This is a genomic window from Streptomyces sp. NPDC043853, assembly GCF_056436025.1.
In genome coordinates this window covers 93,343-118,993 of sequence record NZ_JBWKDJ010000015.1, presented here as the reverse complement: position 1 = coordinate 118,993, position 25,651 = coordinate 93,343, and the positions used below count along the sequence as shown (strand labels likewise).

Below are 25,651 nucleotides of genomic sequence, written 5' to 3'. Positions count from 1 at the left end.
TCACACCTCGAAGGGCTGTACGACGACGAAGTTGCCGGGGGCTCCCCGGAACTGGAGGTTGACGGCCTCCCCGCCGCGGCTGGCGGCCCCGGAGCGGCGCAGCCGCAGAGCGGTGGTGGTGACCGCCTGGGCGCCGGCCGACCAGGCGATGACGGCGTTGCCGTCGACGTAGGTGGCGGGGCCGACGGGGAGGACCACCGGGGTGCCGCGGGTCTTGACGACCACGGCTCCGGTGCCGGAGAAGAGCATCGAGAACAGGCCGCCGCCGGGCAGGCCGGCGCCTTCGATGCGGCGGACCTCGGTGCTCAGGGACTCGTCGAAGGCGAGGACGCCTTGGGCGCTGGTGTAGAGCTGGTCGCTGCCTTCGAGGCGGATGACGAAGAGGCGACTGGCCTCGTCGGCGAGGAAGACCTCGCCGTCCCCGGAGCAGCGCATCAGGGACATGCCCTGGCCGGTCAGCTGCCCGGTGAGCTTGCCGAGGAGGCCGGATCCCTTGTGGGCGAAGTCGATGTCGCCCTGGTAGGCGACCATGCTGCCCTGCCTGGCGAGGATGGACTGGTTCTTGGTGAGGGTGACGCGGACCTGCTGCGGGTTCTGCTCGGTCCAGCGGTCGCCGACGGCCGCCTCGGCGTACTTGGTGAGGACCACGCGCAGACCCGCTTCCGGCGGGACCGGGGCGACGGCCTGGACCCCGCCGAACGGCGGGGGCACGGCCGCGCCGGGCGGGGGCACGGCCCCGAAGGGCGGGGCCGTCGCGGCGGGGGCGGGCGCGCCGGGGGCGGGCGGCGCGGCCGGCGCCGGCACGGCGCCGAAGGGCGGCGGGGAGCCGAAGGCGGCGGTGTGCGGGGCCGGGGTGCCGAAGTCCGGTGCGGGCGCGGGCGCCGGGGCCGGAGCGGGTACGGGTGCGGCCGGGGCGGGCACCGGGGCCGCCGGGGCCGCGGGCGGGGGCGCGAAGGCCGGGGGCGCGAAGGCGGGGGCCGCGGCGGCCGGCTGCGCGGGGGCGGGCTCCGCGGGCTGCTCCTCGGCGACCTCGCCGCCGAAGTTCTGCAGCAGGGCCGACAGGCCGCCGTCGAAGCCCTGGCCGACGGCCGCGAAGCGCCAGACGTCCTTGAGGTAGAAGTCGCCGAGCATGACCGCGCGCTCGGTGCTGAACTCGGCTCCGCTGAAGGAGTAGCGGACGACCTCCTCGCCGCCCGCGACGACCCGGATGTATCCGGGACCGACCTGGGACATCGTCCCGGCGCCGTCGATGGTGGCGGTGAAGGACAGTTTGTGGATGCCCGCCGGGATCCGGTCCAGGGTGACCCGGAAAGACTCGGTATCCCCGGCCTGGGCGCCGAGCTGCTGGATGGACTCCTCGGGCGACTTCGGCTGGTTGTAGAAGACGAAGTACCGGTCGTCGGAGAGCCGCTCGTCCGCGTCGAGCCCGAAGCAGCTGATGTCGAAGGTCAGCCCGGGGGCCGAGATCTGGACGCCCACGTACAGATCCGTGCCCGCTGTCAGGTCACTGACCTTGGCCTTGTGGCCGCGTTGGAATTCCCTGGCCATGCGCTGTGACCGTCCCCCATCCGATGGTGTTTGCGTTGCGCCAGGCTAGCCGCACCGGATCGGATTCGGCCAAGCCCTGTGGATTGACCGGCTGTCACTCCTCGCGCGGTGCGGGCAGCTTGGGCAGCCGTTCCGCCGCCGCCACGCCCTCCAGGTAGCCGCGGGCCCGCTCGGTCCGCGGGTAGGCCTCCAGCAGCTGCCAGAACCGCGGCCCGTGGCCCGGCACCAGCAGGTGGGCGAGCTCGTGCAGCAGCACGTAGTCGACCACGTACTCCGGCATGCCCCGGAGCCGGTGGGACAGCCGGATGCTGCCCTCGGCCGGGGTGCAGGAGCCCCAGCGGGTGTTCTGGTTGGTGACCCAGCGCACCGAGCCCGGTCGGGCACGGCCCTGGAAGTACTGCTCGGAGAGACGTCCGGCGCGTTCGAGCAGTTCCGAGTCGCCCAGGGTGCGGCGGCTCTCCTGCCTGGCCAGCTTGTCGAGCATCACGCCCACCCAGCGCCGCTCCTCCGCCTCGGACATCCGGGCAGGGATGAGCACGACCGTGCGGTCGCCCTCGCGGTAGGCGGACACGGTCCTGCGGCGGCGCGTGCTCCGGCGGACTTCGACGGGGCAGGAGGGGGGCTCGGCGGACACGCCCCCGACGGTACCCGGTGCCTACGGCAGACGTCCCGTCATCTCGTATGACGAATGGGCGGGCCTGTGGACAACTTCTCACGGGCGTCGGCCGAGGTGGGCATTCTTCGGTCATCGGGCAGGGCGAGGTGCCTGCCGGAACGGTGTGGCGACGAGGTGAGGGGGACGGCGATGCATCCGAAGGTGAAGCCCGAGCTGGCGAGGGCCTGGCGGGACCTGCAGACCGTGCAGTTCGGGGTGACGCCCGCGCACGCGGTGGTGTTCGGCCCGGTGGACACGGCCACGGGGGCGCTGATCGACCGGATCGACGGCACCCGGGGCATGGAGCTGCTGCGGGCCGAGGCCAGGGCACTGGGGCTGCCCGACGGCGGGGCGGACGAGCTGGTCCGCGGGCTGGCGGCGGCCGGGCTGGTCGATGACGCCACGGCCGGCGACCCGGCGGCCCAGGCCCTGCGGCGCGAGGCCCCGGAGGGCCTGGGCCCGGATCTGGGGTCGCTCTCGCTGCTGTGCCGGGAGCCGGCGGGGGTTCAGGAGAGGTTCGCGGCCCGGCGGGCGCTACGGGTCCGGGTGCGCGGGGCCGGGCGGGTGGGCGCGGCGGTCGCGGCGGTGCTGGCCTCGGCCGGGGTGGGCCGGGTCGAGGTGATGGACGGGGGACGGGTGGAGCCCGGGGACCTCGCGCCGGGCGGGCTGGGCCCGAACGCCCTGGGCCGGCCGCGGGCGGAGGCCGGAGCCGCCCTGGTGCGGGCGCTCGCACCGGGACGGCCTCCGGCGGCCACGGGCCCGCCCGGAGCGGAGCCCGGGCTGGCCCTGGTAGTGGTCGTGCCCCGGGACGGCATGCAGGCCTGGGCGCCCGACCCGGACACGGCCGCCGACTGGATCACGACGGGGACCCCGCATCTGTACGCGGGGGTGCTGGAGGGGACCGGGCTGGTGGGGCCGCTGGTGCTACCGGGCGCGACGGCGTGCGCGGGCTGCATGGAGCGGGACCGGGTGGCACGGGACCCGGCGTGGCCCCGGCTGCTGGTGCAGTGGCGCTCGACACACCGGCGGCGGGCCGTGCCGGCCTGCGACGTGGGGCTGGCCACGGCGGTCGCTGGGCTGGCGGCGGCACACGCGCTGGCCTTCCTCGACGGCCGGCTGCCGGCGTCCACGGGGGCCCGCTGGGAAGCGGCCCTCCCCGGACTGCATTGGCAGCAGACCCTGCTGACCGCCCATCCGGAGTGCGGCTGCGGAGCCGCGGGAGGGCCGGGGCACCCGTCCGGCATGCGAGAAGCACAAGACACAATGGCCGGGTAACCGCCGCTCGCGGCACGGTTTCTGGCACTGGAGGGGCACATGTCTGATCTTCCCCGGAAGGCGGTCGCCCGGACCGTCAAGCTGGCCACGCTGCCGCTGGGCATCGCCGGCCGGGCCACCTGGGGGCTGGGCAAGCGGATCGGCGGGAAATCGGCCGAGTTCGTGGCACAGGAGCTGCAACAGCGCACGGCGGAGCAGCTGTTCCGGGTCCTCGGGGAACTGAAGGGCGGTGCGATGAAGTTCGGACAGGCCCTGTCGGTGTTCGAGTCGGCGCTGCCCGAGGAGGTGGCCGGACCGTACCGCGCCGCGCTGACCAAGCTTCAGGAGGCGGCTCCGCCGCTGCCCGCGGGGACCGTGCACCAGGTGCTGGCGGAGCGGCTGGGCGATGACTGGCGCGAGCTGTTCGTCTCCTTCGAGGACAAGCCGGCCGCGGCCGCGTCGATCGGGCAGGTGCACCGGGCGGTGTGGCACGACGGTCGGGAGGTCGCGGTCAAGGTGCAGTACCCCGGGGCCGGGGAAGCCCTGCTGTCGGACCTGAAGCAGCTGGGCCGCTTCGCCGGCCTGCTGGGGCCGCTCATACCCGGGATGGACGTCAAGCCGCTGATCCGGGAGCTGCGGGACCGGGTCGCGGAGGAGCTGGACTACGAGCTGGAGGCGGAGGCCCAGCGGATCCACGCGGAGGCGTTCGAGGGCGACCCGGACGTACTGGTGCCGGACGTGGTGCACCAGGGCGACCAGGTGCTGGTCACCGAATGGATCGAGGGCGTCCCCCTGTCGGAGGTGATATCCGGCGGCACGCAGGAGGAACGCGACCGTGCGGGGCAGCTGCTGGCCCGGTTCCTCTTCTCGGGGCCGGCCCGGACCGGACTGCTGCACGCGGACCCGCACCCGGGGAACTTCCGCCTGGTGCCCGGACCGGACGGCCGTGCCCGGCTGGGCGTGCTGGACTTCGGCACGGTCGACCGGCTGCCCGGCGGGCTGCCCCGGTCGATCGGGGTGTCGCTGCGGATGACCCTGCAGGGTGATGCCGAGGCGGTCTACGGGCAGTTGAGCGCCGAGGGGTTCGTCAGGGAGACCGTCGAACTCGACCCGGACGCGGTCCTGGACTACCTCCGGCCGATCATCGAGCCCGCCGTGGTCGAGGAGTTCACCTTCACCCGGGGGTGGATGCGCGGGCAGGCGGCACGGCTCGCCGATCCGCGCTCCCCCGCACACCAGTTGGGCAAGCAGCTCAACCTGCCACCGTCCTACCTGCTGATCCACCGGGTGACGCTGAGCACCATCGGGGTGCTGTGTCAGCTGGGCGCGACGGTGCGGCTCGGGACGGAACTGGAGGCATGGCTCCCGGGGTTCACCACCGAGGACTGATCACCACCAGGAGGAGTCGAGTCTTCCCTCGATCGCCCGGATGTTGGCCCGGGCGCAGTCGTGGCAGAAGTACTCCCGGACGCCGTTTTCCACGGAGCAGGTCCAGGTGATCGGGGCTCCTTCGGGGGACCGGGTGCCGCAGCGGGCGCACACGACGGTCCGGTCCTCTGGCCCCTGCGGTACGGGGTGGGGGGTTGGCTGGTCCACCTCCAGACGATACCGCCGCACGGCGTTGACAGCGGGCCGCAACGCACCGGGGGGACCGGTCCGTTCGGACCGGCCCCCCCCAAGGGTGGTGCTGTCGTGGCGCGCGGGACGTCAGTGCATGACGGCCATGGCCAGCGCGCGCCGGGCGCGCATCGAGACGCGCTCGGCCCGCCGCTGCATGCGGCGCGCGTTGACCAGGCGGACGGCGCGGCGCTCGGCGTGCGCCTCACGCAGGCGGTCGGCCATATGGGCACGGGCCAGGGCTTCTGGGATGAGTTGCATTTCGCGGGTCCTGTTCTGGCGCGAGGTGATCGCACCGGCGGTGATGAAGTCTTCGGTGGTGGCGGCGGCCTTGGAGGGGGCCAGCTCGCTCGTCGCGTGGGTGGTCATGGGGGCCTGCTTCAGGGGGTCGTGCGTCAGAGGGCGGTCGATCGTTCCGAATCCGGTGCGGTGGGCGGTGTTCATGCCACGACCGGGTTCTTGCGCGGGCGGCCACGCGGCCGCTTGCGGGCGACGACCACGCCCTGGACGAAGAGCTCGCCACCCCAGACGCCCCAGGGCTCACGGCGCTCCATCGCACCGGCGAGGCAGGCCTCGACCAGCGGGCAGGTGCGGCAGAGGGACTTGGCGTACTCGACATCGGCCGGGGACTCGGCGAAGAAGACCTCCGGGTCGAACGAGCGGCAGGGAACGGGTACGCCGAGCTTCTCGATGGCGTCGTCGAGCGCGGTGAGCGCGGTGAGCGGAGTCAAGGTGGAGTCCTCCGGGACTGCGGGCGGGGAGATCGTTCGGTTCTGCGGTACGGACGGGGCGTGCGCTTCGAGTTGCACGGTTGGTTTCTTCCTCGTCTGGTCGTTCCGGCCGGTCGGCCGGTGTGGCTGGTACCTGGTCTTGCCAGTCCCGAGGCCCCTTCGCCCTGCCGTCCCCGTTCGGGGACAAACAGAAGGGCCGCGGATCCCTGGTGGGGTTCCGCGGCCCTGAAGGCGCCGGCCTGATCATGCGATCAGGCTGGATCACTCCAGGGTTCGAGCCCGCGGAAGGCCCACATCAGGTGGTGCTGCGTCGTCTGCTTCTTGGATCCGGCACCGGCCGCCGCAAAGGCATAGGCGCCATGTGCCGCCTGCTGCTTCGCTACTGCCACCGGTGCCTGGGTCGGTCGCTCGTTGCGCTCTCGGACCGGAAGGGTCGCCAGGACGGCGGGGCTGTTCGCGGAAATCGCGGACAGACCGGTGCCCTGACCCAGGGAGGCGGCGGAGGCGGCAAGGAGCGACGTGGAGCCGAGCAGGCAGGAAGCGGCGACCGGGCGATCGGTCATTTTGGTGAAGGTGTTGAAGCTGATCACTGGTCTCGCCTCCTCTCGGCGTCTCGGGGACGGGCTCTGGTGGGCCTGTCCCGTGTATTCGGATAAGTACAGCACGAAGACAGGGCTTCCAAGAAGCCGCTGTTCTCGTGGTTAAGAACCTATGGGGATCCCCAGGGCATGTGCAAACTATTTTTCCGACGAGTTTCTACGCGTCGTCAGCCGACTCGGAGTCAAGCTCCTGACCTGCACAGATGGCCAGGACATCGGCTCCGTACCGGTCGAGCTTGCGGCCACCCACGCCCGAGATCATCGCGAGCTCGCCCGGCTCGGCGGGCGCGGCCTCGGCGATCGCCATGAGGGTCTTGTCGGTGAAGACGCAGTACGCCGGCAGGCCCTGGGCCTTCGACTGGGCCGCGCGCCAGTCGCGGAGGCGCTCGTAGAGGCCCTCGTCCATGTCGGACGGGCAGTCCTCGCAGCGCATCAGCTTGATCTCGCCCGCTTCGGTGAGGGTCTTGCCGCAGACCCGGCAGAGGACCGGCCCGCGCCGGTTCCGCTTGCGGGTGCCGCCGACCTCGGGCTGCGCCCGGTGTCCCGGGGCGGCGGAGCCGGGCCGCAGCCCGCTCAGGAACCGGCTGGGCTTCCGGGAGGCACGGCCCCCCGGGGCCCGGGACAGCGCCCAGGACAGGGTCAGGTGCAGCCGGGCCCGGGTCACGCCGACGTAGAGCAGCCGGCGCTCCTCCTCGACCTGCTCCTCGGTCTTGGCGTAGGTGATCGGCATCATGCCGTCGGTGAGGCCGACCAGGAACACCGCGTCCCACTCCAGGCCCTTCGCGGCGTGCAGGGAGGCCAGGGTGACGCCCTGGACCGTCGGGGCGTGCTGGGCGGCCCGGCGCTCGTCCAGCTCGGTCACGAGGCCGGTCAGGGAGGCTCCGGGGTGCGCGCGGCCGAAGTCCTCGGCGAGCCGGACCAGCGCGGCCAGCGACTCCCACTGGTCGCGGACCGCTCCGGAGCCGGCCGGCGGCTCGGGGGTCCAGCCGGTGGCGCTGAGCACGGCCCGCACCTGCCCGGCCAGGTCCACCACGTCGGCCAGCAGCGGGTCGCGGGCGCCGGAGTGGGCGGCTCCGCGCAGCGCGAGCACCGCCCGGCCGACCTCCTGCCGCTCGAAGAAGCGCTCGGCGCCGCGCAGCTGGTACGGCACTCCGGCGTCGGCCAGGGCCTGCTCGTAGACCTCGGACTGGGCGTTGATCCGGAAGAGGACGGCGATCTCGCCGGCCGGCACCCCGGCGGCGATGAGGTCCCGGACCCGGCGGGCGACGCCCTCGGCCTCGGCGGGCTCGTCCGGATATTCCGCATAGGCGGGGTCGGGGCCGGGCTCGCGCTGCGAGACCAGTTCCAGGCGGTGGTCGGCGGCGCGGCCGCGGGCCTGGTTCAGCAGGCCGTTGGCCAGGTGGACCACCTGGGGGGTGGAGCGGTAGTCGCGGATCAGCTTGACGACCGTGGCCTGCGGGTAGCGGGTGCGGAAGTTCAGCAGGTGGTCCGGGGTGGCTCCGGTGAAGGAGTAGATGGTCTGGCTGGCGTCGCCGACGACGCAGAGGTTGTCGCGGTCCCCGAGCCAGAGTTCGAGCAGGCGCTGTTGGAGCGGGCTGACGTCCTGGTACTCGTCGACCACGAAGTGCTGGTACTGGGCGCGGATCTGGTCCGCGATGACGGGCTGGTCCTGGAGGATGGCGACGGTGAGGAGCAGCACGTCCTCGAAGTCGATCATTCCGCGGTCGCGCTTGAGCTGTTCGTACCCCGCGTAGATCCGAGCGATTTCGGCCATGTCGCGGGGGGCCTCACGGCCCGCCTTGATCGCCGCGGCGGGATAGTCGCCGGGGATGATCTGGGTGACCTTCGCCCATTCGATCTCGCCCGTGACGTCCCGCAGCTCGTTGCGGTCGAGGCGGACGGAGCAGCGGGCGCCGGCTTCGGCGACCAGCTGGATCTTCCGCTCGACCAGGCGGGGCAGGTCGCCGCCGATCGCTTTCGGCCAGAAGTAGTGGAGCTGGCGGAGGGCGGCCGAGTGGAAGGTGCGGGCCTGGACGCCCTCGGCGCCGAGTCCGCGGAGGCGTCCGCGCATCTCTCCGGCGGCCCGGTTGGTGAAGGTGACGGCGAGCACGCTGGCCGGCTTGAACGCGCCGGACCGGACCCCGTACGCGATCCGGTGCGTGATGGCGCGGGTCTTGCCCGTGCCGGCGCCGGCGAGCACGCACACCGGCCCGCGCAGGGTCGTGGCGACCTCGCGCTGCTCCGGGTCCAGACCGAGGAGCACGGCGTCGGCCGATTCGGCGACGTCCGGGAAGGATGAGGAGTGCGTTACTGCTGTCACCCCGCCATGCTGCCAGGTCCCCCGGGGCGGGCGGGAAACTTGTCCACAGCCCGTGCACAACGGTCATACCGGCGGTCATGACGGCCGCCGTCCGGGCCCCTTACGGCATCGCAGGGCGCCCGGACGGTCACCCCGCGTGGCCTCCGGGGCGGCCCGGGAATGGCCGGGCGGTCCCGTGCGTTCCACTCCTTCGGAACGATCCGCTTCCGACCGATCCGCTCCGGACCGGCCCGAACCGGACCGTTCCACTGTGCCGGACCGACCGCCTCGCCCCGAAAGAGAGTGCCCCATGCAGGACAAGGGTTCCGTGACGATGTACAGCACGACCTGGTGCGGCTACTGCCGTCGGCTGAAGTCCCAGCTGGACCGGGAAGGCATCGCGTACACCGAGATCAACATCGAGCAGGACCCGGCGTCCGCCGCCTTCGTCGAGAAGGCGAACAACGGCAACCAGACCGTCCCCACGGTCCTCATCGTCTCCCCCCAGGGCACCGAGTCGGTCATGACCAACCCGAGCCTGGCCCAGGTCCAGCAGGCCCTCGCGGTCTGACCGGCAGGTCCTGTCACAGGTCCTGCCGGCCGGACCGGCCGCACGACGGAGAAGGCCCCCCGCAGCCGCGGGGGGCCTTCGTGGTTTCCGTCACACCGCCCCGGACCCTCAGCCCAGCGGCTTCGGCAGGGGCTCGCCGTACCAGAGCTCGACCAGCCGCGCCGCGATCGAGATCCCCGACGGCGGCAGCACCACGCCCGTCTCGATGGCCGTGCGGAACTCCTCCCGGGAGAACCAACGGGCCTCCTGGATCTCCTCCCCGTCCACGTTGATCTCCGAGGAGAGCGCGCGGGCGGTGAAGCCCAGCATCAGGCTGTACGGGAAGGGCCAGGGCTGGCTGGCGACGTACTCGACCTCGCCGACGCGGACCCCCGCCTCCTCCCAGACCTCGCGGACCACCGACTGCTCGATGGACTCGCCCGGCTCGACGAACCCGGCCAGGGTCGAGAACCGGCCCTCGGGCCAGTGCACCTGCCGGCCCAGCAGCGCCCGGTCCTGCTCGTCGGTGACCAGCATGATCACGGCCGGGTCGGTGCGCGGGTAGTGCTCGGCGCCGCAGCCGGGGCAGCGCCGGACGTGACCGGCCGCCGCGACGACCGTGCGCTCGCCACAGCGGGAGCAGAAGCGGTGCATCCGCTGCCAGTTCTCCAGGGCCACCGCGTGCACCATCAGTGCCGCGTCGCGCGGGCCCAGCAGCAGGCCGGCCTCGCGCAGCCCGGCCGGGCGCGCCGACTGGTCCATGCGGCCCGGCAGCGCGTCCTTCTGCAGCGCGAAGTAGCTCACGCCGTCCTCGTCGGTGCCGAGGAAGTAGCGGTGGGTCTCGGTCATCGGCGCCTCGAAGGCGGGGGTCATCACGATCCCCGTACCGCCGTCCGGGGTGTCGTCGATCAGGACCTGACCGCCGGAGACCACGAAGACCCGGGTCGTCGGGTGGCTCCAGGCAGCGGCCAGCCATGCCTCGTCGAGGCGGTGGTGCGCGGCGCGATCGATTCCGCTGGGCGCGGTGAGCGAGACGGGCCGCTCGGTCAAGATGCTCACAGTGAGATTCCAACTCCCCCGGTGGTGGGACAGGTGCGGGCAGGCTTGTTCGGTGCGGGCGACGCGGCGCGGTGCGGAGCGCGCGGTGCGGGCTTGGGTGTACGGGTACGGCTCGGGGACGGGGCGGCTCGGTGCCGCGGGTGCGGGTTCGGCGGCGTACGGCCGCTTCGCGCGTACGGGGATTCGAGGGGGAGGTACGCGCTCCGCGGGCGTGCGGCGGCGGTGGTTCAGGCGGGGGGCGGTGTCACGCGGGCCTCCAGGTCTCGGCCAGGTCCGCCCACAGGTAGGCGGCCGTCTCCACGCCCTTCACCAGCAGGTCGAGCTCGACCTTCTCGTTCGGCGCGTGCCAGCCGTCCGAGGGGACGGAGATGCCCAGGAAGAGCACGGGTGCGCCGAGCACGTCCTGGAGATCGGCGGCGGGCCCCGAGCCGCCCTCCCTGGTGAAGCGGATCTTCTGCTCGAAGGCGCGGCCCATCGCCCGGACGACGGACTGCAGGGCCGGGTGGTCCAGCGGGGTCAGGCAGGGCCGGGTCGGGGCGCCGAAGACGATGGAGTGCCGGATGCCGGCCGGGACGAGGGCTGCGACCCAGTTCCGGACCGCGGCCTCCACCTCGTACGGGTCCTGGCCGGCGACCAGCCGGAACGACAGCTTCAGGTGGGCGGTGGCCGGGACGATGGTCTTCCCGCCGGGGCCCTGGTAGCCGCTGCCGATGCCGTTGACCTCGGCGGTCGGCCGGGCCCAGACCCGTTCCAGGGTGGAGTAGCCGGCCTCGCCGAGCGTGCCGTGCGACTTGGCGTTGGCCAGCCACTCCGTCTCGTCGAAGGGAAGCTCGGCGATCAGCTCGCGCTCGGCGTCCGTCAGGTCGACCACGTTGTCGTAGAAGCCGGGGACGGCCACCCGCTCGTCCGCGTCGTGCAGCGCCGCGACCAGACGGGCGGCGACGGTCGCCGGGTTGGGCACGGCCCCGCCGAAGGCGCCGGAGTGGATGTCCTGGTCCGGGCCGAACAGCTCGATCTCGCAGTCGGCGATGCCGCGCAGGCCGGTGCAGACGGTGGGGGTCGTCTCGTTCCACATGCCGGTGTCGGAGACGATCACGACATCCGCGGCGAGGCGCTCGCGCTCGCGCTCGACCAGCGCCCGGAAGTGGGTGGAGCCGGACTCCTCCTCACCCTCGACGAGCAGCTTGAGGTTCACCGCAGGGGCGGTGCGGCCGGTCGCCGCCAGGTGCGCGCGCACGCCCAGGGTGTGGAAGAACACCTGCCCCTTGTCGTCGGCGGCCCCGCGCGCGTACATCCGGCCGTCCCGGACGACCGGCTCGAAGGGCTCGCTGTGCCAGCCGTCGGCGAGGGCGGCGGGCTGGACGTCGTGGTGCCCGTAGACGAGGACGGTCGGCGCGTCCGGGTCCCCGCTGGGCCACTCGGCGAACACCGCCGGGGCGCCGGGCGTCTCCCAGACCTCGGCGGTCGGGAACCCGGTCTCCTTGAACCTTCCGGCCAGCCAGTCGGCGCTGCGGCGTACATCGGCATCGTGCTCGGGCTGTGCCGAGACGGAGGGGATGCGCAACCAGTCCGCGAGGTCGTCGAGGAAGGCGGCGCGGTGCGTGTCGATGTACGTGCGGACGGCGCTGTCCGGGGTCTGGCTCATGCCCACGAGCCTAGCTGTCCGCCTGGTGGTCACCGGCCGGGCCTGTGGACGGTCGGCCACCGCGGTCCGGGCCCGGGTCCGCCTCGCCGAGGAGGATCCGTTCGAGGCGCGCGCGGGTGGGCAGGTTCCGGGGCCTGATGACGCGTCCGCTGCGGACGTGCAGGAAGGCGGCGGTGACCTTGTCCAGCGGGGTACCGGTGGTCTCCGCCCAGGCCAGCCGGTAGATCGCGAGCTGGAGCGGATCGGCGTCGGTGGACCGGCCGGTCTTCCAGTCGACGATCTCGAATCCGCCGCCGGGGGTCGTGTACACGGCGTCGATCCGGCCGCGGACGACCCGTCCGGCCAGGGTCAGCTGGACCGGGACCTCCATCCGGTGCGGGGTGCGGTCGGCGTACTCGGTGCGCTCGAAGGCGGCCTTGAGGGTGTCGAGGTCGTGGGCGTCGGCGATCTCCTGGTCGGACCCGGGGAGATCGCCGACGGGGTCGAGGACGTCGAGCAGCGGGAGGGGCAGGTCCTCGAACCGCGACTCCACCCAGGCGTGGAACCGGGTGCCCTGCCGGGCCGCCGGTTGCGGCGGCTTGGGCATCGGGCGCGCGAGCTCGCGTACGAACGCCTGCTCGTCGGCGGCGAGGCGGAGCAGGTCGCTCGCGGAGAGGGAGGGGGGCAGCGGGACGTCGCGAACGGCGGCGCGGGTGCGGCGGAGCTCGCGGGTGAGGGCGTCGAGGTCACGGTCCCAGGAGTCGACCGTGCGGTGCTCCTCCGGAGCGAGCGCGTCGGCCGGTGCGGCCGCGGGGTGACGGGGGCGGGGCAGCCGTGCGTCGCCCGGGCCCGGGGGCGCGTCGGCGGCGCCGTCCCGTCGGCGCGGGCTCCCCTGGACGGGGCTCTCGCCCCGCTCGTCCCCGTACGGGGGGACGTCCGCCCAGCTGCCTTCGCCTGCGGCGTCGGCCCCGTGCCAGAGCTCGTCCTCGTAGGCCGGGCCGTTTCCGGACCAGGGGTCGTCCGCGTACGCCGGGGCCGGCGGCGCGGGCTCGTCGGCGAGCGGGGCGTCGGGCAGGCGCGCCTCGGCTCCGGCCGGGGGATATTGCCCCACCCCGCCCTCCCCCTCGCTCCGCGGGGGGGACTTCCATCCCGAAACCGGGGCTCCGCCCCGGACCCCGTCCGTGCCGCGCGCAGCGGGCACACCGGAGACCGGACCGGCCTCCTCGACGGCCCACAGGTCATCCCCTGCCGTCCCGTCGGCCGGGCCCGCGGACCCCGGGGCTGCGCCCGGGACCTGTTCCGCACTGCGCGCGGGCAGGCCGGAGGCCGGACCCGCCTCCTCGACGGCCCACGGGTCGTCCCCGTACGACGTCCCGCCGGGCGAGCCCGCACGACGCGGGGCCCCGCCCCGGACCCGGTCCGCTCCGCCCGCGTCACGCGCGGCGGGCACACCGGGGGCCGGATCCCCGGAGGCCGGGGCTGCCTCGTCAGCAGCCCACAGGTCGTCCTCGGACGGGAGCGGTTCCTCCTCGTACGACGGGTCTTCGCACGACGGGGGCCAGAGGTACGGATCCTCCGGTGGAGCGGACAGGTGGGACTCGACCAGGGCCGCGGCGGCGCGGCGGAGACGGAACGAGGCCGGGTCCAGCGGCAGGGGCCACGCGTGGGGGTCGGCGGTGGTGTCGGTCAGCGCCGGGTTCTCCGCCTCGGGGGCGGGTTCCTCGGCCCATGCCTCGACCTCGCCGCGGCCGGGCAGCTCGCAGTGCTCGCGGAGGGCGGTGAGGAAGCCCGAGGGGCCGCGCCGTCGCTTCTGGGTCGGCCCCCACCAGTGCGCGGAGGCCAGCAGGAGGGAGCGCGGGCGGGTGAAGGTGACGTAGCCGAGGCGCAGCTCCTCCACCGACTGGTGGGTGCGCATGTCGGCCCGGAAGGCCTTCAGGCCGGCCGCCGTCCACGGCGGGTCCGTCGGCAGCGTGGCCGCGTCCCCGCGCAGCGCGTGCGGCAGCACCTTCGCGTACGAGGTCCAGGACTCGCGCGGCTGTTCGCTCGGGAACGCGCCCGCGTACAGCCCCGGCACGGCCACCACGTCCCACTCCAGTCCCTTGGACTTGTGCGCGGTGAGGACCTTGACCGTGTTCTCGCCGCCGGGAAGCGCGTTGTCCAGCCCCTTCTCGTACTGAGCGGCGGTGCGCAGGAAGGACAGGAAGGCCAGCAGGGTCGCCTCGCCGTCGAGCGCGGCGAACCCCGCCGCCACGTCGAGGAAGTTGGAGAGGGTCTCTCTGCGGCGGGCGGCCAGGGCGTGCGGGGAGGCGGCGAGCTCGACGTCGAGGCCGGTGGTGGCGAGCACCCGGTGCAGGACGTCCATCAGCGGGTCGGACAGGGAGCGGCGCAGGTCGCGGAGCTCCTGCGCGAGGTGTGCGAAGCGGATCCGGGCCTCGGCGGAGAAGGGGAGGCCCTCGTCCGCCCGGGAGCCGCTGCCGTCGAGAAAGGTGTCCAGGGCGTCCGAGAGGGAGACGATCTCCGACGGGTCCACGCCCTCCACCGCCGCCGCCAGGCGGAGGTCCGGGTCGTGGTCCCCGTCGGACGGCCGCTCCCGGGCGACCAGCAGGCGGGCCCGGCGGCCCAGCAGGGCCAGGTCGCGGGCGCCGATCCGCCAGCGCGGGCCGACGAGGAGGCGGACCAGGGCCGCGTTGGCGCCCGGGTCCTGGAGCACCTCGCAGACGGAGACCAGGTCGGCGACCTCCGGCAGGTGGAGCAGCCCGGACAGGCCGACGACCTCCACCGGGACGTCCCGGGCCACCAGCGCGGCCTGGATCGCCGCGAAGTCGGCGCCGGACCGGCACAGCACCGCGATGTCCTTGGGCTCCTTGCCCGTACGGACCTGGTGGGCGACGGAGTCGGCCAGCCAGCCCAGCTCCTCCGCGTGGGTGGTGAGCAGCGCACAGCGGACGAAGCCCTCGTGCTCGTCGCCGGCGGCGGGCCGGAGGGCCTCCACCCCCGCGTGCATGGACCGGAGCGGCGCGGCCAGGCTGTTGGCCAGGTCCAGCAGGCGCCCGCCACTACGCCGGTTCTCGCTGAGCGAGTAGCGGGTGGCCGGGGTGCCGTCCGCGTACGGGAAGTGCTCGGGAAAGTCGTCCAGGTTGGCAACGGAGGCACCGCGCCACCCGTAGATGGCCTGGCAGGGGTCGCCGACGGCGGTCACGGCGTGGCCCGTGCCCCCACCGAACAGCCCGGACAGCAGCAGCCGCTGGGCCACCGAGGTGTCCTGGTACTCGTCGAGCAGGACGATCCTGAACTCGTCCCGGAGCAGCTCGCCCACCTCGGGCCGGGTCATGGCCAGCTCCGCGGACAGCGCGATCTGGTCGCTGAAGTCGATGAGATCGCGGGAGCGTTTGGCGGCGCGGTAGCGGCCGACGAGCTCAAGGAGCTCCAGACGGCCGCGGGCGGCCTCGGGCACCTTCCGGAGGTCCTCGTTGGTGAGCCGTGCGTCGGCGAGCGCGTCGAGCAGCGCGGTGTCATGAACGCGAAGGGCATCCGGGGTGACGAGATGCTCGGAGAGCTCGGCGTCCAGCGCGAGAAGGTCACTGACCAGGTCGGGGATGGACTTGGTCAGTGAGGGGTACGGGCCCGGGGCCTCGCGGAGCACCCGCGCGGCGAGCTGGAAACGGGTCGCGTCGGCGAGCAGCCGGGAGCTGGGCTCCAGGCCGATGCGCAGCCCGTGGTCCTTGAGCAGCTGCCCTGCGAAGGCGTGATAGGTGGAGATGCGCGGCTCACCCGCCGCATCTTCCTCCGCCGGGGAAGGGTCGGGGTCGGTGATGCCGGCCTTCGCGAGGGCCTTGCGGACCCGCTCGGCGAGCTCGCCGGCGGCCTTGTTGGTGAAGGTGAGGCCGAGGACCTGCTCGGGGGCCACAGCGCCGGTGCCGACCAGCCAGACCACCCGGGCGGCCATGACGGTGGTCTTGCCCGATCCGGCACCGGCGACGATCACCTGCGGGGCGGCGGGGGCGGTGATGCAGTCCGTCTGTTCGGGCGTGAACGGGATCCCGAGCAGCTCCTTGAGCTGCTCGGGATCGGTGAGGCGGGGGGCACGGGCGGACACCCGTCCAGGCTAGCCGGACCGTCCGACACCCCGGTCCACGTCGCCCACCACCCCTCGGGCACGACCGCCCAGGGTCGCCGAGACGACCGGAACACACAGCGATCACCGACAGCCCGCACCCGCCGCACGACCGAAGCGCGTAGCGATCGTCGGCGGTCCATGTCCGGCCCCAGGCGGCCCGCACCCGCCACCCGGCAGGAGCGCGTAGCGATCTGATGCGCCCGGACCGCCCTGGATGACGTAGATCTGATCCACTTCCATCCCGCGTCCCGCCCGGAGGGCGGCCGGCCGAGCGGAGCCGCAGCTGGTGCCCGCCAACGCCGAACCGGAGCGGCCTTGGTCCCTCCATGCCATCCCCCGGGGGCGGCCCGACAGTCCTTGTCGTTGCGTGACGGTCGCCGGCGTCAAGGGTGGCCCAACGGGCCATCGGCTTGCCGACGCGACGAAGGAGCGCCCTTGACGCCGGCGGCCGGCACGTAATGACACTGGGACTGACGGGCATCCCCCGGGCACACCTCGCTCCCGCCCAGCCGAACCCGGCTCCGTACACGCCGCGGGGGTCCCTGCGGGGCAATTCCCCCACCCCGCCCCTTCCCGGCAGCACCGATATGCGGCTCCGCCGCAGGGGGGCTCCGCCGCAGGGGGGCTCCGCCCCAGCCCCCGTCCCGGGGCTCCGCCCCCGGCCCCTTCCAGGCCCGCCCCAACACAACCGGGGCCTTCGCCCCCAACCCCATCCCGGGTCCCCGCCCCGCACCACCCCGGGCCCTCGGCCCCTACTCCACCGTCTGCCGGCCCTCCGGCCGTGCGCTGCACGCCGCGCGGAACGAGCAGTGGTCACAGTGCGAGCCGGTGCTCGGGGTGAAGCTCTCGTCGAGGACCCGCCCGGCGGCGGTGGCCAGGAGCTCGCCGACCCACTCACCTGACGGCCCGTCGTACAGCGGCTGCTGCGCCTGCACCTTGGGGTTCCGCTCCCCGCCGTCACGGGCCGCGGCGCCCTGCCGGAGCTGGACGAGTTCGGCACCGCCCGGCTCGGGGCGGGCCCCGCCGAAGTGCTCGTCGACGGCGCCCTCGCGCACGGCGAGCTGGTAGACGGCGAGCTGCGGATGCCTGGCCACCTCCGCCTTGGTCGGCGCGCCCTTGCCGGTCTTGAAGTCGACGACGTACGCGCGGCCCTGCCCGTCCGTCTCGACGCGGTCCATGGAGCCGCGGATCCGGACCTCGTACTCCCCCGCCCCCAGGGTGACGTCGAAGTCGTGCTCGCTGGCGACGGGCGTGCGGCCGGCCCGGTCGGAGTGGTGCCACTGCAGGAACCGCTCCAGGGCGGCACGAGCGTTCTCCTTCTCCTGCCGGGATTTCCACGGCGCGTCGAAGGCGAGGGCGTCCCAGACCGAGTCGAGCCGTTCCATGAGCACATCGAGATCGGCCGGAGTACGGCCGGAGGCGACCTCGTCGGCGAGGACGTGCACCACGTTGCCGAAGCCCTGGGCGACGGTCGACGGGGCATCGGCCTTGACCTCGCGGCCCAGGAACCACTGCAGGGAACAGGTGTTGGCGAGCTGTTCCAAGGCGCTGCCGGAGAGGGCCACGGGGCGGTCCCGGTCGCGCAGCGGGACGCCGGCGCGGGTCGGCTCGTACAGGCCCCACCAGCGCTGCGGGTGGGCGGCGGGGACCAGCGGACGGCCGTCCTCGTCGGTGAGCGCGGCGAGGCGGGCGAGCCGCCTGGCGGCGGCGTCACGGAGCGCGGGCGAGACGTCGGGGTCCACGGTGGTGGCGCGCAGTTCGGCGACCAGCGCGGGCACGGCCAGGGGCCGGCGCGGTCGGCCGGTGACGTCCCTGGGAGGCACCCCGAGTTCGGTGAGGAACCGGGAGGGCTGGTCGCCGTCGTCGGCGGGCGCCTTGACCGCGGTGACGACCAGGCGGTCGCGCGCACGGGTGGCCGCGACGTAGAAGAGCCGGCGTTCCTCGGCGAGCAGCGCACCGGGGGTGAGCGGCTCGGCGAGGCCGTCGCGGCCGATCCGGTCGGCTTCGAGGAGGGAGCCGCGGCGGCGCAGGTCGGGCCAGAGCCCTTCCTGGACCCCGGCGACCACGACGAGACTCCACTCCAGGCCCTTGGAGCGGTGCGCGGTCATCAGACGAACGGCCTCGTGCCCGCCGGTGTGGCGCTTGGCGAGGGTGTCGGCGGCGATGTCCTCGGCCTCGAGCTGTTCGAGGAAGTTGAGGGCGCCGCGGCCGCCGGTGCGCTCCTCGGCGCGGGCGGCGGTTTCGAAGAGCGCGCAGACGGCGTCGAGGTCGCGGTCGGCATTGCGGCCGGCGGCGCCGCCTCGGCGGGCGTTGCGTTCGAGGCGCTGCGGCCAGGGGGTGCCGTCCCAGAGGGCCCAGAGGGCCTCCTCGGCGGTGCCGCCGCCGGCGAGCAGCTCGGTGGCCTTGCGCAGGAGCGTGCCAAGGCGGTGCGCGCCCCGGGCGTACGCCGGGTCGTGGGCGAGGAGGCGTTCCGGCTCGGCGAGGGCGCGGGCGAGCAGGACGTCGGACGGAGCCGGTACGAGTACCCCGGCGGCGCGCTCCTCGTCGCGGAGGGCGCGGCCGAGTCGGCGGAGTTCTGCGGCGTCCATGCCGCCGAGGGGGGAGGCCAGGAGGTCGAGGGCGGCGTCGACGCCGAAGCGGGGGGCGCTGGCGCTGGGCTCGGGCGTCGGCTCGGACTCGGGGGTGGTCCCCGAGGCACCCGCCTCCTGGGCTTCCGTCTCCCGGATGCCCGGGTCCGGGGCTCCCGGGGCGGAGTCCGAGCCGTGTCCGGCAGGCCCGGTGCCATCGGTGTGCTGACCGGGGCCGGCCTGCGGTCCGGTCTCCGCTACGGCCGTCGGCGCGCCGGCGCCTGTGAGGGCAAGCTCATCGCCGCGAGCCGCGTCGGCGGAACCGGACTCGGCGGCTGAGGCATCGCCGGGGGACGCTGCGCGATCAGTGCCCGCCGGTGTGCCGTGTGCCCACCCGTGCCGCCCTGCGGCACGACTGCCCACACGGCCGGAGGTAAGGGTCTCCGGCCGTGTGGGAGCCAGTGCCGAGGCCAGGGCCGATTCCGCGCACAAGCGGAGAGCCGTGAGGAGAGGGGACGCCGCAGGTTCATGGCGGAGGGGGATGTCCGCGCCGTCCGTCTCGACCGGGACGCCCGCGGAGATCAGGGCGCGGCGCATCGACGGGAGCGTACGGCCGCCCGCGCGGACCAGGACGGCCATGTCCTGCCACGGCACACCGTCCTCCAGGTGGGCCCGGCGCAGGATGTCGGCGATGTTGTCGAGCTCCGCCGCCGGCGACGGGTACGTGAAGACCTCCAGCCGGCCGCCCTCCCGGGTCGCCCGGAGGTCGCGGTGCGCGCGGACCGCCGCGGCGGGCAGGCGCGGCACCGGCATCCGCATCGTGAGCAGCCGCGTCGCCGCGAGCAGCGCGGCGCCGGAGCGGCGGGAGACCGTCAGCGGGGTGACGGCCGCGCTGGGGAAGGATCCGGCGAAGTCGAGGATGCCGTTCACATCCGCGCCGCGGAAGGCGTAGATCGACTGGTCGGGGTCGCCGAAGGCGACCAGCCGGGCGCCCCCGCCGGTCAGCGCCTGCAGCAGCCGGATCTGCGAGGCGTCCGTGTCCTGGTACTCGTCCACGTAGACCGCGTCGTAGAGGGCGGCCACGGACGGGGTGCGTTCGGCCAGCAGCACGGCCCGGTGCAGCAGCTCGGTGTAGTCGAGGGTGCCCTGCATGTCCAGGACGTCCAGGTACTCGGAGAGGAAGGCGGAGGCGGCCGCCCAGTCCGGCCGGCCGATCCGCCGGGCGAAGCCGGCCAGCGCGTCCGGGCCGAGGCCGAGCTCACGGCTGCGCGCGAGCACCGCCCGGACCTCGTCCGCGAAGCCGCGCGTGGTCAGCGCGGCCCGCAGGTCGTCGGGCCACGGAATGGAGCCCAGTTCCCGCTGCCCCTCCAGCAGGGCCCGTACGGTCACGTCCTGCTCGGGGCCGGAGAGCAGGCGCAGCGGCTCGGTGAACAGGTCGGCGTCCTGGTGGGCACGCAGCAGCCCGTAGCAGAACGAGTGGAAGGTGGTGGCCTGCGGGGCCCGCGCGCCGCCCAGCCGCAGCGCGGTCCGGTCGCGGAGTTCCACCGCAGCCTTGCGGCTGAAGGTGAGCACCAGGATCCGGTCCGGGTCCGCCCCGGCCTCGACCCGGGCCGCGACCGCCTCGACGAGTGTGGTGGTCTTGCCGGTACCGGGTCCGGCGAGCACGAGCAGCGGCCCTTCCGTATGGTCAACCACCGCACGCTGCGCTGCGTCCAGCACGGGGGGAGCCACCGGGTCCGGTCCGCCGCGCAGCAGCCGGTACACATCGGGGTTCCGCGTGCGGCTGTGGGAGGAAGAGGTGATCACGTGGGGTGCCGGTCCGGTCCTGAGGGGTGGGTCTGCGTCTGCCGAAGAGGCAACGCTACGGCAAGCGGTGCGCCCGGCGCAGTTCCGTCCGCGCGTCCCTCTTACGGGTCCGTGATCGTCCGGAAGAGCCTCCGCGCGGCGCCGGAATCACGGAAGCTGTCAAGTGTGAGAGAGACCTCGTCCGCCGTCCGAGCCGTCCCAGCGGGCTCGCCGCATGTCCAGTCGCGGCCCGGCCGCGGACTCCCGGAGCGGGGTCCCCTCGACGCGGTAGTGCTCCAGGGCGCGCCGCTCGCTGCCCGGCAGTGGCACGCCGTCGGCGCGGACCACGCGCCACCACGGGACGGCTCCGCCGTAGAGGGCCATCACCCGCCCGACCTGGCGCGGGCCGCCCTCGTCCAGCCATTCGGCTACGTCGCCGTAGGTCATCACCCGGCCGGGCGGAATCCGCTCGGCGGCCTCCAGCACGCGCTCCGCGTATTCGGGCAGGGCGCCCGGGTCGGGGTTCTGCTCGCTCATTCGGGACATGGTGCCGTACGGGCCGGAAGGCCGCACGGAACGTTTCTTTCCGGGTGGGCCCACACCCTGGTGACCCGCCGGGCAGCCGGTCCGTGCCACCATCGTCCGGGCGGTGACCGGTGATACGTGATCAAGAAGAGACGACGGAAGTGAAGGCGAACCAGCGGGGTACGAGTCCTCCGGACGACGCGGACGCGGGGCGGGACGCGTCCGCGCCGGAGCCTTGCTCCGACGTGGAGCCCCGTCGGAGCGTCGCGTCCGGCGCCGGATCCGGCCCTGCGCCCGGAACCGGGACCGGGACCGGGACCGGCGCTGCGCCCGAGACCCGGACGGGCTCGGACGACGCCGAGAACGACCCGGGGAACGAGGCCGGTCCGGTCTCCGGGTCCGGCACGGCCGCCGAGGCTGCCGAAACCGGAGGCGAAGCCGAAACCGGAGCCGAAACCGAAACCAGAGCCGAAGCAGAAGAGACCGAAGCAGCAGCCGAAGAGATCAAAGCCAAAGAGACCGTAGCCGCAACGGCCGAAGCCGAGACCGAGGCCGAATCCAAAACCGGGGCCGAATCCAGGACCGAGGCCGACACCGGCACCGGCACCGACACCGAGGCGCGGAGCGGGCATGCCAGTTCCGACCGGGTCGAGATCGACGAGCCGCTGCTCGCCGCCCGCGTGCACCGGCCCTCCGATCTGGTGCGGCTGCTGATCGGCATCCTCGGCATCGCCCTGGTGCTCGGCATCGCCGCCTTCGCGCACGGCACCGCCGCCGGCCTGGAGGCCGACATCAGCGCGGGCACCCAGGAGGCGCCGCCGCTGCTGATCAAGGTGGCCGGGCTGGTCGGCAGCATCGCCGTGCTCCTCGTCCCGGTCGCCTTCGCCATCGAGCGGCTGATCAAACGCGACGGGCTGCGGATCGCCGACGGCGTCCTCGCCGCCGTCCTCGCGCACGGGGTCACCCTCGCCACCGACCTCTGGGTGTCGCAGTCCGCCCCGGACAGCATCCAGGACGCCCTCACCCGCGCCACCGGCGCCGGCGAGGGCCTCACCGACCCGGTGCACGGCTACCTCGCGCCCGTCATCGCGTACATGACCGCCGTCGGCATGACCCGGCGCCCGCGCTGGCGGGTCGCGCTGTGGGCGGTGCTGCTGCTCGACGCCTTCGCGATGCTGGTCGGCGGCTACACCACCCCCTTCTCGATCATCCTCACGGTGCTGATCGGCTGGACCGTGGCGTACGGGACCCTCTACGCGGTCGGCTCCCCGAACGTCCGGCCCACCGGCCAGAACCTCCTCGCCGGCCTCCGCAGGGTCGGCTTCCAGCCGGTCACCGCCATGCGCGCCGAACCGCTGGAGGGCCCGGAGGTGCCCGAGCAGCGGGACCGGGGCCGCCGCTACCACGTGACCCTGGAGGACGGCCCGCCGCTCGACGTCACCGTCGTCGACCGCGAGCAGCAGGCGCACGGCTTCTTCTACCGGGTGTGGCGCCGGCTCACGCTGCGCGGCATCACCACCCGGCGCAGCCTGCAGTCGCTGCGGCAGGCGCTGGAGCAGGAGGCGCTGCTCGCGTACGCCGCGATCGCCGCCGGGGCCAACGCGCCCAAGCTGATCGCCACCTCCGAGCTCGGCCCCGACGCCGTGATGCTGGTCTACGAGCACCTGGGCGGGCGCAGCCTGGACGCCCTCTCCGACGAGGAGATCACCGACGGGCTGACCCGTAACGCGTGGGAGCAGGTACGGGCCCTGCACTCGCGGCGCATCGCGCACCGGCGGCTCACCGGAGACGCCCTGGTGGTGGATCGTTCCGGCAATATCACCCTCACCGACCTGCGCGGAGGCGAGATCGCGGCCGGCGATCTGATGCTGCGCATGGACATCGCCCAGCTGCTGACCACCCTCGGTCTGCGGGTGGGCGCGGAGCGCTCGGTGGCCGCGGCGGTGTCGGTGCTCGGCGGGGACGCGGTGGCGGACTGCCTGCCGCTGCTGCAGCCGATCGCACTGAGCCGGTCCACCCGGTCGACGCTGCGGCGGCTGGCCCGGGAACGGGCGCAGCGCGAGCGCGAGGCGGTGCTGGAGTCCTCGCGGCTGGCGAAGGAACAGCGGGAGGCGGAGGCGGCCGCCCGCAAGGCGCCGGCCTCGGCGAAGTCGGCGAAGGCCGAGTCCAAGGCGGAGAAGCGGGCGGAGAAGCGGGCGCTGGACGTGGCGCTGGACGAGGCCCGGGAGGAGGACCTGCTCAGCCAGATCCGCCGCCAGGTGCTGCTGATCCGGCCGATGGCGCCGGTGGAGCCGGCCCGGCTGGAGCGGATCCGGCCGCGCACCCTGGTGTCGTTCATCGCGGGTGCCTTCGCCGCGTACTTCCTGCTGTCGCAGCTGACGCACGTGGATTTCGGGACCATCGTCGGCGAGGCGCAGTGGGCGTGGGTCGGCGCGGCGGTGGCCTTCTCGGCGCTCAGCTACTTCGCCGCGGCGATGAGCCTGCTGGGGTTCGTGCCGGAGCGGGTGCCGTTCCTGCGGACGGTGTGTGCGCAGGTGGCGGGGTCGTTCGTGAAGCTGGTGGCCCCGGCGGCGGTCGGCGGTGTCGCCCTGAACACCCGCTTCCTGCAACGTGCGGGGGTGCGGCCGGGGCTGGCGGTGGCGAGCGTGGGCGCCTCGCAGCTGTTCGGGCTGGGCTGCCACATCCTGCTGCTGCTCGCCTTCGGCTACCTGACGGGGACCGAGGAGACCCCGGAGATGACCCCGTCGCGGACGGTCATCGCGGGTCTGCTGACGGTCGCGGTGCTGGTGCTCGTGGTGACGGCGATCCCGTTCCTGCGGAAGTTCGTGGTGACCCGGGTGCGGGCGCTGTTCGCGGGCGTGGTGCCGCGCATGCTGGACGTGCTGCAGCGGCCGCAGAAGCTGCTGACCGGCATCGGCGGGATGCTGCTGCTGACCGGGTGCTTCGTGATGTGCCTGGACGCGTCGATCCGCGCTTTCGGCGGCGGCGAGGCGATCTCGCTGGCGAGCATCGCGGTGGTGTTCCTGGCGGGCAACGCGCTGGGCTCGGCGGCGCCGACGCCGGGCGGTGTGGGCGCGGTGGAGACCACGCTGACGCTGGGTCTGATCGCGGCCGGCCTGGACAAGGAGATCGCGATCTCGGCGGTGCTGTTGTTCCGGCTGATGACGTTCTGGCTGCCGGTGCTGCCGGGGTGGGTGTCGTTCAACTACCTGACCCGCAAGGAAGCGATCTAGCCTCCCGGCGGGGCTGTACGGGCCCGGCTCCGCCGCGCCGGGGGTGCGCGCCGGCCCACCCCGCCGGCCGTGTGGGCAGTCGTGCCGCTGGGGCGATAGGGGTCCCCCCCTGCTCGAGCGAAGTCGAGAGCTTGGGGGAGGGTGGGCACACGGCACCCCGGTCCCGCGAGGGCTCGCGCAGCCACCCCGCGCCCCGGTCCGGCTGCGGTCCGGACCCCGTCCGGGCGGAGCTCCGCTCCTGGCGGTGCCGGGCCCGGCGAAGCCACCGCCCTGCCCGGGCGGCGCTGCGGCTGCGGCTGCGGCGGAGCCGCGCCAGGGCTTCGGTGGGGCCGGAGCGAGCCTGCGGGGCGGCGTTCCGGTGTGCCCACCCGTTCCGCCCTGCGGAACGCCTGCCCACACCTCGGCGGAGGTGCCTGCCCGGGCCTCGGCAGAGGCGCGGGAGGGCACAGCCCTGCGGAACCCCTGCCCACACCTCGGCGGAGGTGCCCCACCAGTGCGGGAGGGCACAGCCCTGCGGAACGCCTGCCCACACCTCGGCGGAGGTGCCCCACCGGTGCGGGAGGGCGCAGCCCTGCGGAACGCCTGCCCGGGCCTCGGGGGTAGGGAGCGATGCCGCGGCTGGGTTCAGTCGTACGGGTCCGGCTTCGGTTCCGGGGGACACCAGTCGTCGAGCATCGCGCCCAGGAGCTCCGCGCAGCGGGACTGGGCCGGGGACGGGTCGCGGGGCGGGAAGGCCGGGACCGGCACGCGTTCCGGACGCCCGTGCTCCGGTTCCGCGTCGGCGAAGTCCGGCTCCGGGAACCCCGTCGCCCTCGCCGCCGCCTCCAGCGCCTGGATGTGCACGAACCAGTCGTGGGCCAGCAGCTCCACCCGTACGTCGTCCGCCGTCGCCCCGGCCAGCGCCGACAGCTCCGCCTCCAGCCGCGTGCGTTCCGCCCGCAGCCTGGGGTGCGCGGCCTCCACGTGGCGTCCGGCCGCCTCGTACGCCGCCACCTCCCGGCCCAGCGGGTGCTGCGGCCCGGCCACCGTCGATCGCCGGGCCCGGAAGGCCGCGTCCAGCCGGGCCAGCAGCTCCTCCCCACCGGCACCCGGCTCAAGGGCCGGCCCTACGTCCCCGGGAGGCAGCCCCAGCTCCGTGGCCCGCACCGCCCACAGGATCCGGACCAGGTCCTCGTACCCGTATCGGCGGCGGCCGTCCGGCCCGCGCTCCGGTTCCGGGAGCAGTCCGGTCCGGTGGTGGTGCCGGATCGCCGTCGGGGTGGTCCCAGCCAGCACCGCCGCCTCGCCGATGCCGACCGTGGTCCGCTCCCGGTGCGGGCGGTCCACCCGGCTCCCGCCGTTCTCGGCCTTCCCGCCGTGGTCGTCCTTCGCACCGTGCTCGTCGGGCGCACCGTGCTCGTCGTTCTCGCGGTTCATACCCACCAGGTCACCACGGACGGGCACAGAACGCTCACCCCCGAACGGGTCACGGCAGGGGCGGGCCGGTGG

General features: G+C 74.1%; 17 protein-coding genes. 4 read left to right on the top strand and 13 right to left on the bottom strand.

The window, feature by feature from the left end; all coding sequences use genetic code 11:
• Both AC067U_RS30915 and AC067U_RS30910 read right to left on the bottom strand, forming a co-directional pair.
• A complete protein-coding gene (locus AC067U_RS30915) occupies window positions 1-1,548 on the bottom strand; it encodes a TerD family protein (RefSeq protein WP_478833119.1) in 1,548 nt (515 codons plus the stop codon).
• 94 nt (window positions 1,549-1,642) lie between these two features.
• Window positions 1,643-2,182 (bottom strand): M48 metallopeptidase family protein, encoded by a 540-nt coding sequence (locus AC067U_RS30910; RefSeq protein WP_478833118.1) that lies wholly within the window; start codon window positions 2,180-2,182, stop codon window positions 1,643-1,645.
• Window positions 2,183-2,353: 171 nt separating this feature from the next.
• On the opposite strand from AC067U_RS30910, the gene AC067U_RS30905 reads away from it, so the two are divergent.
• Both AC067U_RS30905 and AC067U_RS30900 read left to right on the top strand, forming a co-directional pair.
• Window positions 2,354-3,478: a ThiF family adenylyltransferase gene (locus tag AC067U_RS30905; protein ID WP_478833117.1), complete on the top strand. Its 1,125-nt coding sequence runs from the start codon at window positions 2,354-2,356 to the stop codon at window positions 3,476-3,478.
• Between the two features lie 39 nt (window positions 3,479-3,517).
• Window positions 3,518-4,846, top strand: a complete 1,329-nt coding sequence (locus AC067U_RS30900) for an ABC1 kinase family protein (RefSeq protein ID WP_478833116.1) — start codon at window positions 3,518-3,520, stop codon at window positions 4,844-4,846.
• Here AC067U_RS30900 and AC067U_RS30895 read toward each other — a convergent pair whose 3' ends face one another.
• The 5 genes from AC067U_RS30895 to AC067U_RS30875 all read right to left on the bottom strand — a co-directional run bounded on the left by AC067U_RS30895 (window position 4,847) and on the right by AC067U_RS30875 (window position 8,724).
• Window positions 4,847-5,053, bottom strand: a complete 207-nt coding sequence (locus tag AC067U_RS30895) for a hypothetical protein (RefSeq protein ID WP_365114665.1) — start codon at window positions 5,051-5,053, stop codon at window positions 4,847-4,849.
• 111 nt (window positions 5,054-5,164) lie between these two features.
• Window positions 5,165-5,518 carry a hypothetical protein gene (locus AC067U_RS30890; protein WP_478833115.1) on the bottom strand — a complete coding sequence of 118 codons (354 nt, stop codon included), beginning with the start codon at window positions 5,516-5,518 and terminating at the stop codon, window positions 5,165-5,167.
• Window positions 5,515-5,883: a WhiB family transcriptional regulator gene (locus AC067U_RS30885; protein ID WP_478833114.1), complete on the bottom strand. Its 369-nt coding sequence runs from the start codon at window positions 5,881-5,883 to the stop codon at window positions 5,515-5,517. Before AC067U_RS30885 ends, AC067U_RS30890 begins: the two co-directional genes overlap by 4 nt.
• A 173-nt stretch (window positions 5,884-6,056) precedes the next feature.
• Window positions 6,057-6,395, bottom strand: a complete 339-nt coding sequence (locus AC067U_RS30880; RefSeq protein WP_478833113.1) for a hypothetical protein — start codon at window positions 6,393-6,395, stop codon at window positions 6,057-6,059.
• A 166-nt stretch (window positions 6,396-6,561) separates the two neighbouring features.
• A complete protein-coding gene (locus tag AC067U_RS30875) occupies window positions 6,562-8,724 on the bottom strand; it encodes an ATP-dependent DNA helicase UvrD2 (protein WP_478833112.1) in 2,163 nt (720 codons plus the stop codon).
• A 289-nt stretch (window positions 8,725-9,013) separates the two neighbouring features.
• Between AC067U_RS30875 and AC067U_RS30870 the strand changes: the two genes are divergently transcribed.
• Window positions 9,014-9,274 (top strand): mycoredoxin, encoded by a 261-nt coding sequence (locus AC067U_RS30870; RefSeq protein ID WP_478833111.1) that lies wholly within the window; start codon window positions 9,014-9,016, stop codon window positions 9,272-9,274.
• 108 nt (window positions 9,275-9,382) lie between these two features.
• Here the strand turns inward: AC067U_RS30870 and nudC are convergent, their stop codons facing one another.
• From nudC to AC067U_RS30845, 5 genes are all read right to left on the bottom strand, one after another.
• Entirely contained in the window at window positions 9,383-10,312 is a 930-nt protein-coding gene (gene nudC, locus AC067U_RS30865; protein ID WP_478833110.1) for an NAD(+) diphosphatase, read from the bottom strand.
• Window positions 10,313-10,556: 244 nt separating this feature from the next.
• Complete coding sequence (locus tag AC067U_RS30860; protein ID WP_478833109.1) at window positions 10,557-11,957, bottom strand: dipeptidase; 1,401 nt, start codon at window positions 11,955-11,957, stop codon at window positions 10,557-10,559.
• A 10-nt stretch (window positions 11,958-11,967) separates the two neighbouring features.
• Window positions 11,968-16,032 (bottom strand): ATP-dependent DNA helicase, encoded by a 4,065-nt coding sequence (locus tag AC067U_RS30855; RefSeq protein ID WP_478833108.1) that lies wholly within the window; start codon window positions 16,030-16,032, stop codon window positions 11,968-11,970.
• Window positions 16,033-16,805: 773 nt separating this feature from the next.
• Window positions 16,806-20,426, bottom strand: coding sequence for an ATP-dependent helicase (locus AC067U_RS30850; RefSeq protein WP_478833107.1), 3,621 nt, complete (start codon window positions 20,424-20,426; stop codon window positions 16,806-16,808).
• A gap of 159 nt (window positions 20,427-20,585) precedes the next feature.
• On the bottom strand, window positions 20,586-20,942 hold the full coding sequence (locus AC067U_RS30845; RefSeq protein ID WP_478833106.1) for an MGMT family protein: 357 nt from the start codon (window positions 20,940-20,942) through the stop codon (window positions 20,586-20,588).
• A 149-nt stretch (window positions 20,943-21,091) separates the two neighbouring features.
• Here AC067U_RS30845 and AC067U_RS30840 point away from each other — a divergent pair, with 149 nt between their 5' ends.
• The gene (locus AC067U_RS30840) at window positions 21,092-24,163 is read left to right on the top strand and encodes a lysylphosphatidylglycerol synthase domain-containing protein (protein WP_478833105.1); all 3,072 of its coding nucleotides are present in this window, start codon (window positions 21,092-21,094) and stop codon (window positions 24,161-24,163) included.
• 624 nt (window positions 24,164-24,787) lie between these two features.
• Here the strand turns inward: AC067U_RS30840 and AC067U_RS30835 are convergent.
• Window positions 24,788-25,579, bottom strand: a complete 792-nt coding sequence (locus AC067U_RS30835; protein WP_478833104.1) for a helix-turn-helix domain-containing protein — start codon at window positions 25,577-25,579, stop codon at window positions 24,788-24,790.
• Between the last annotated feature and the right edge of the window lie 72 nt (window positions 25,580-25,651).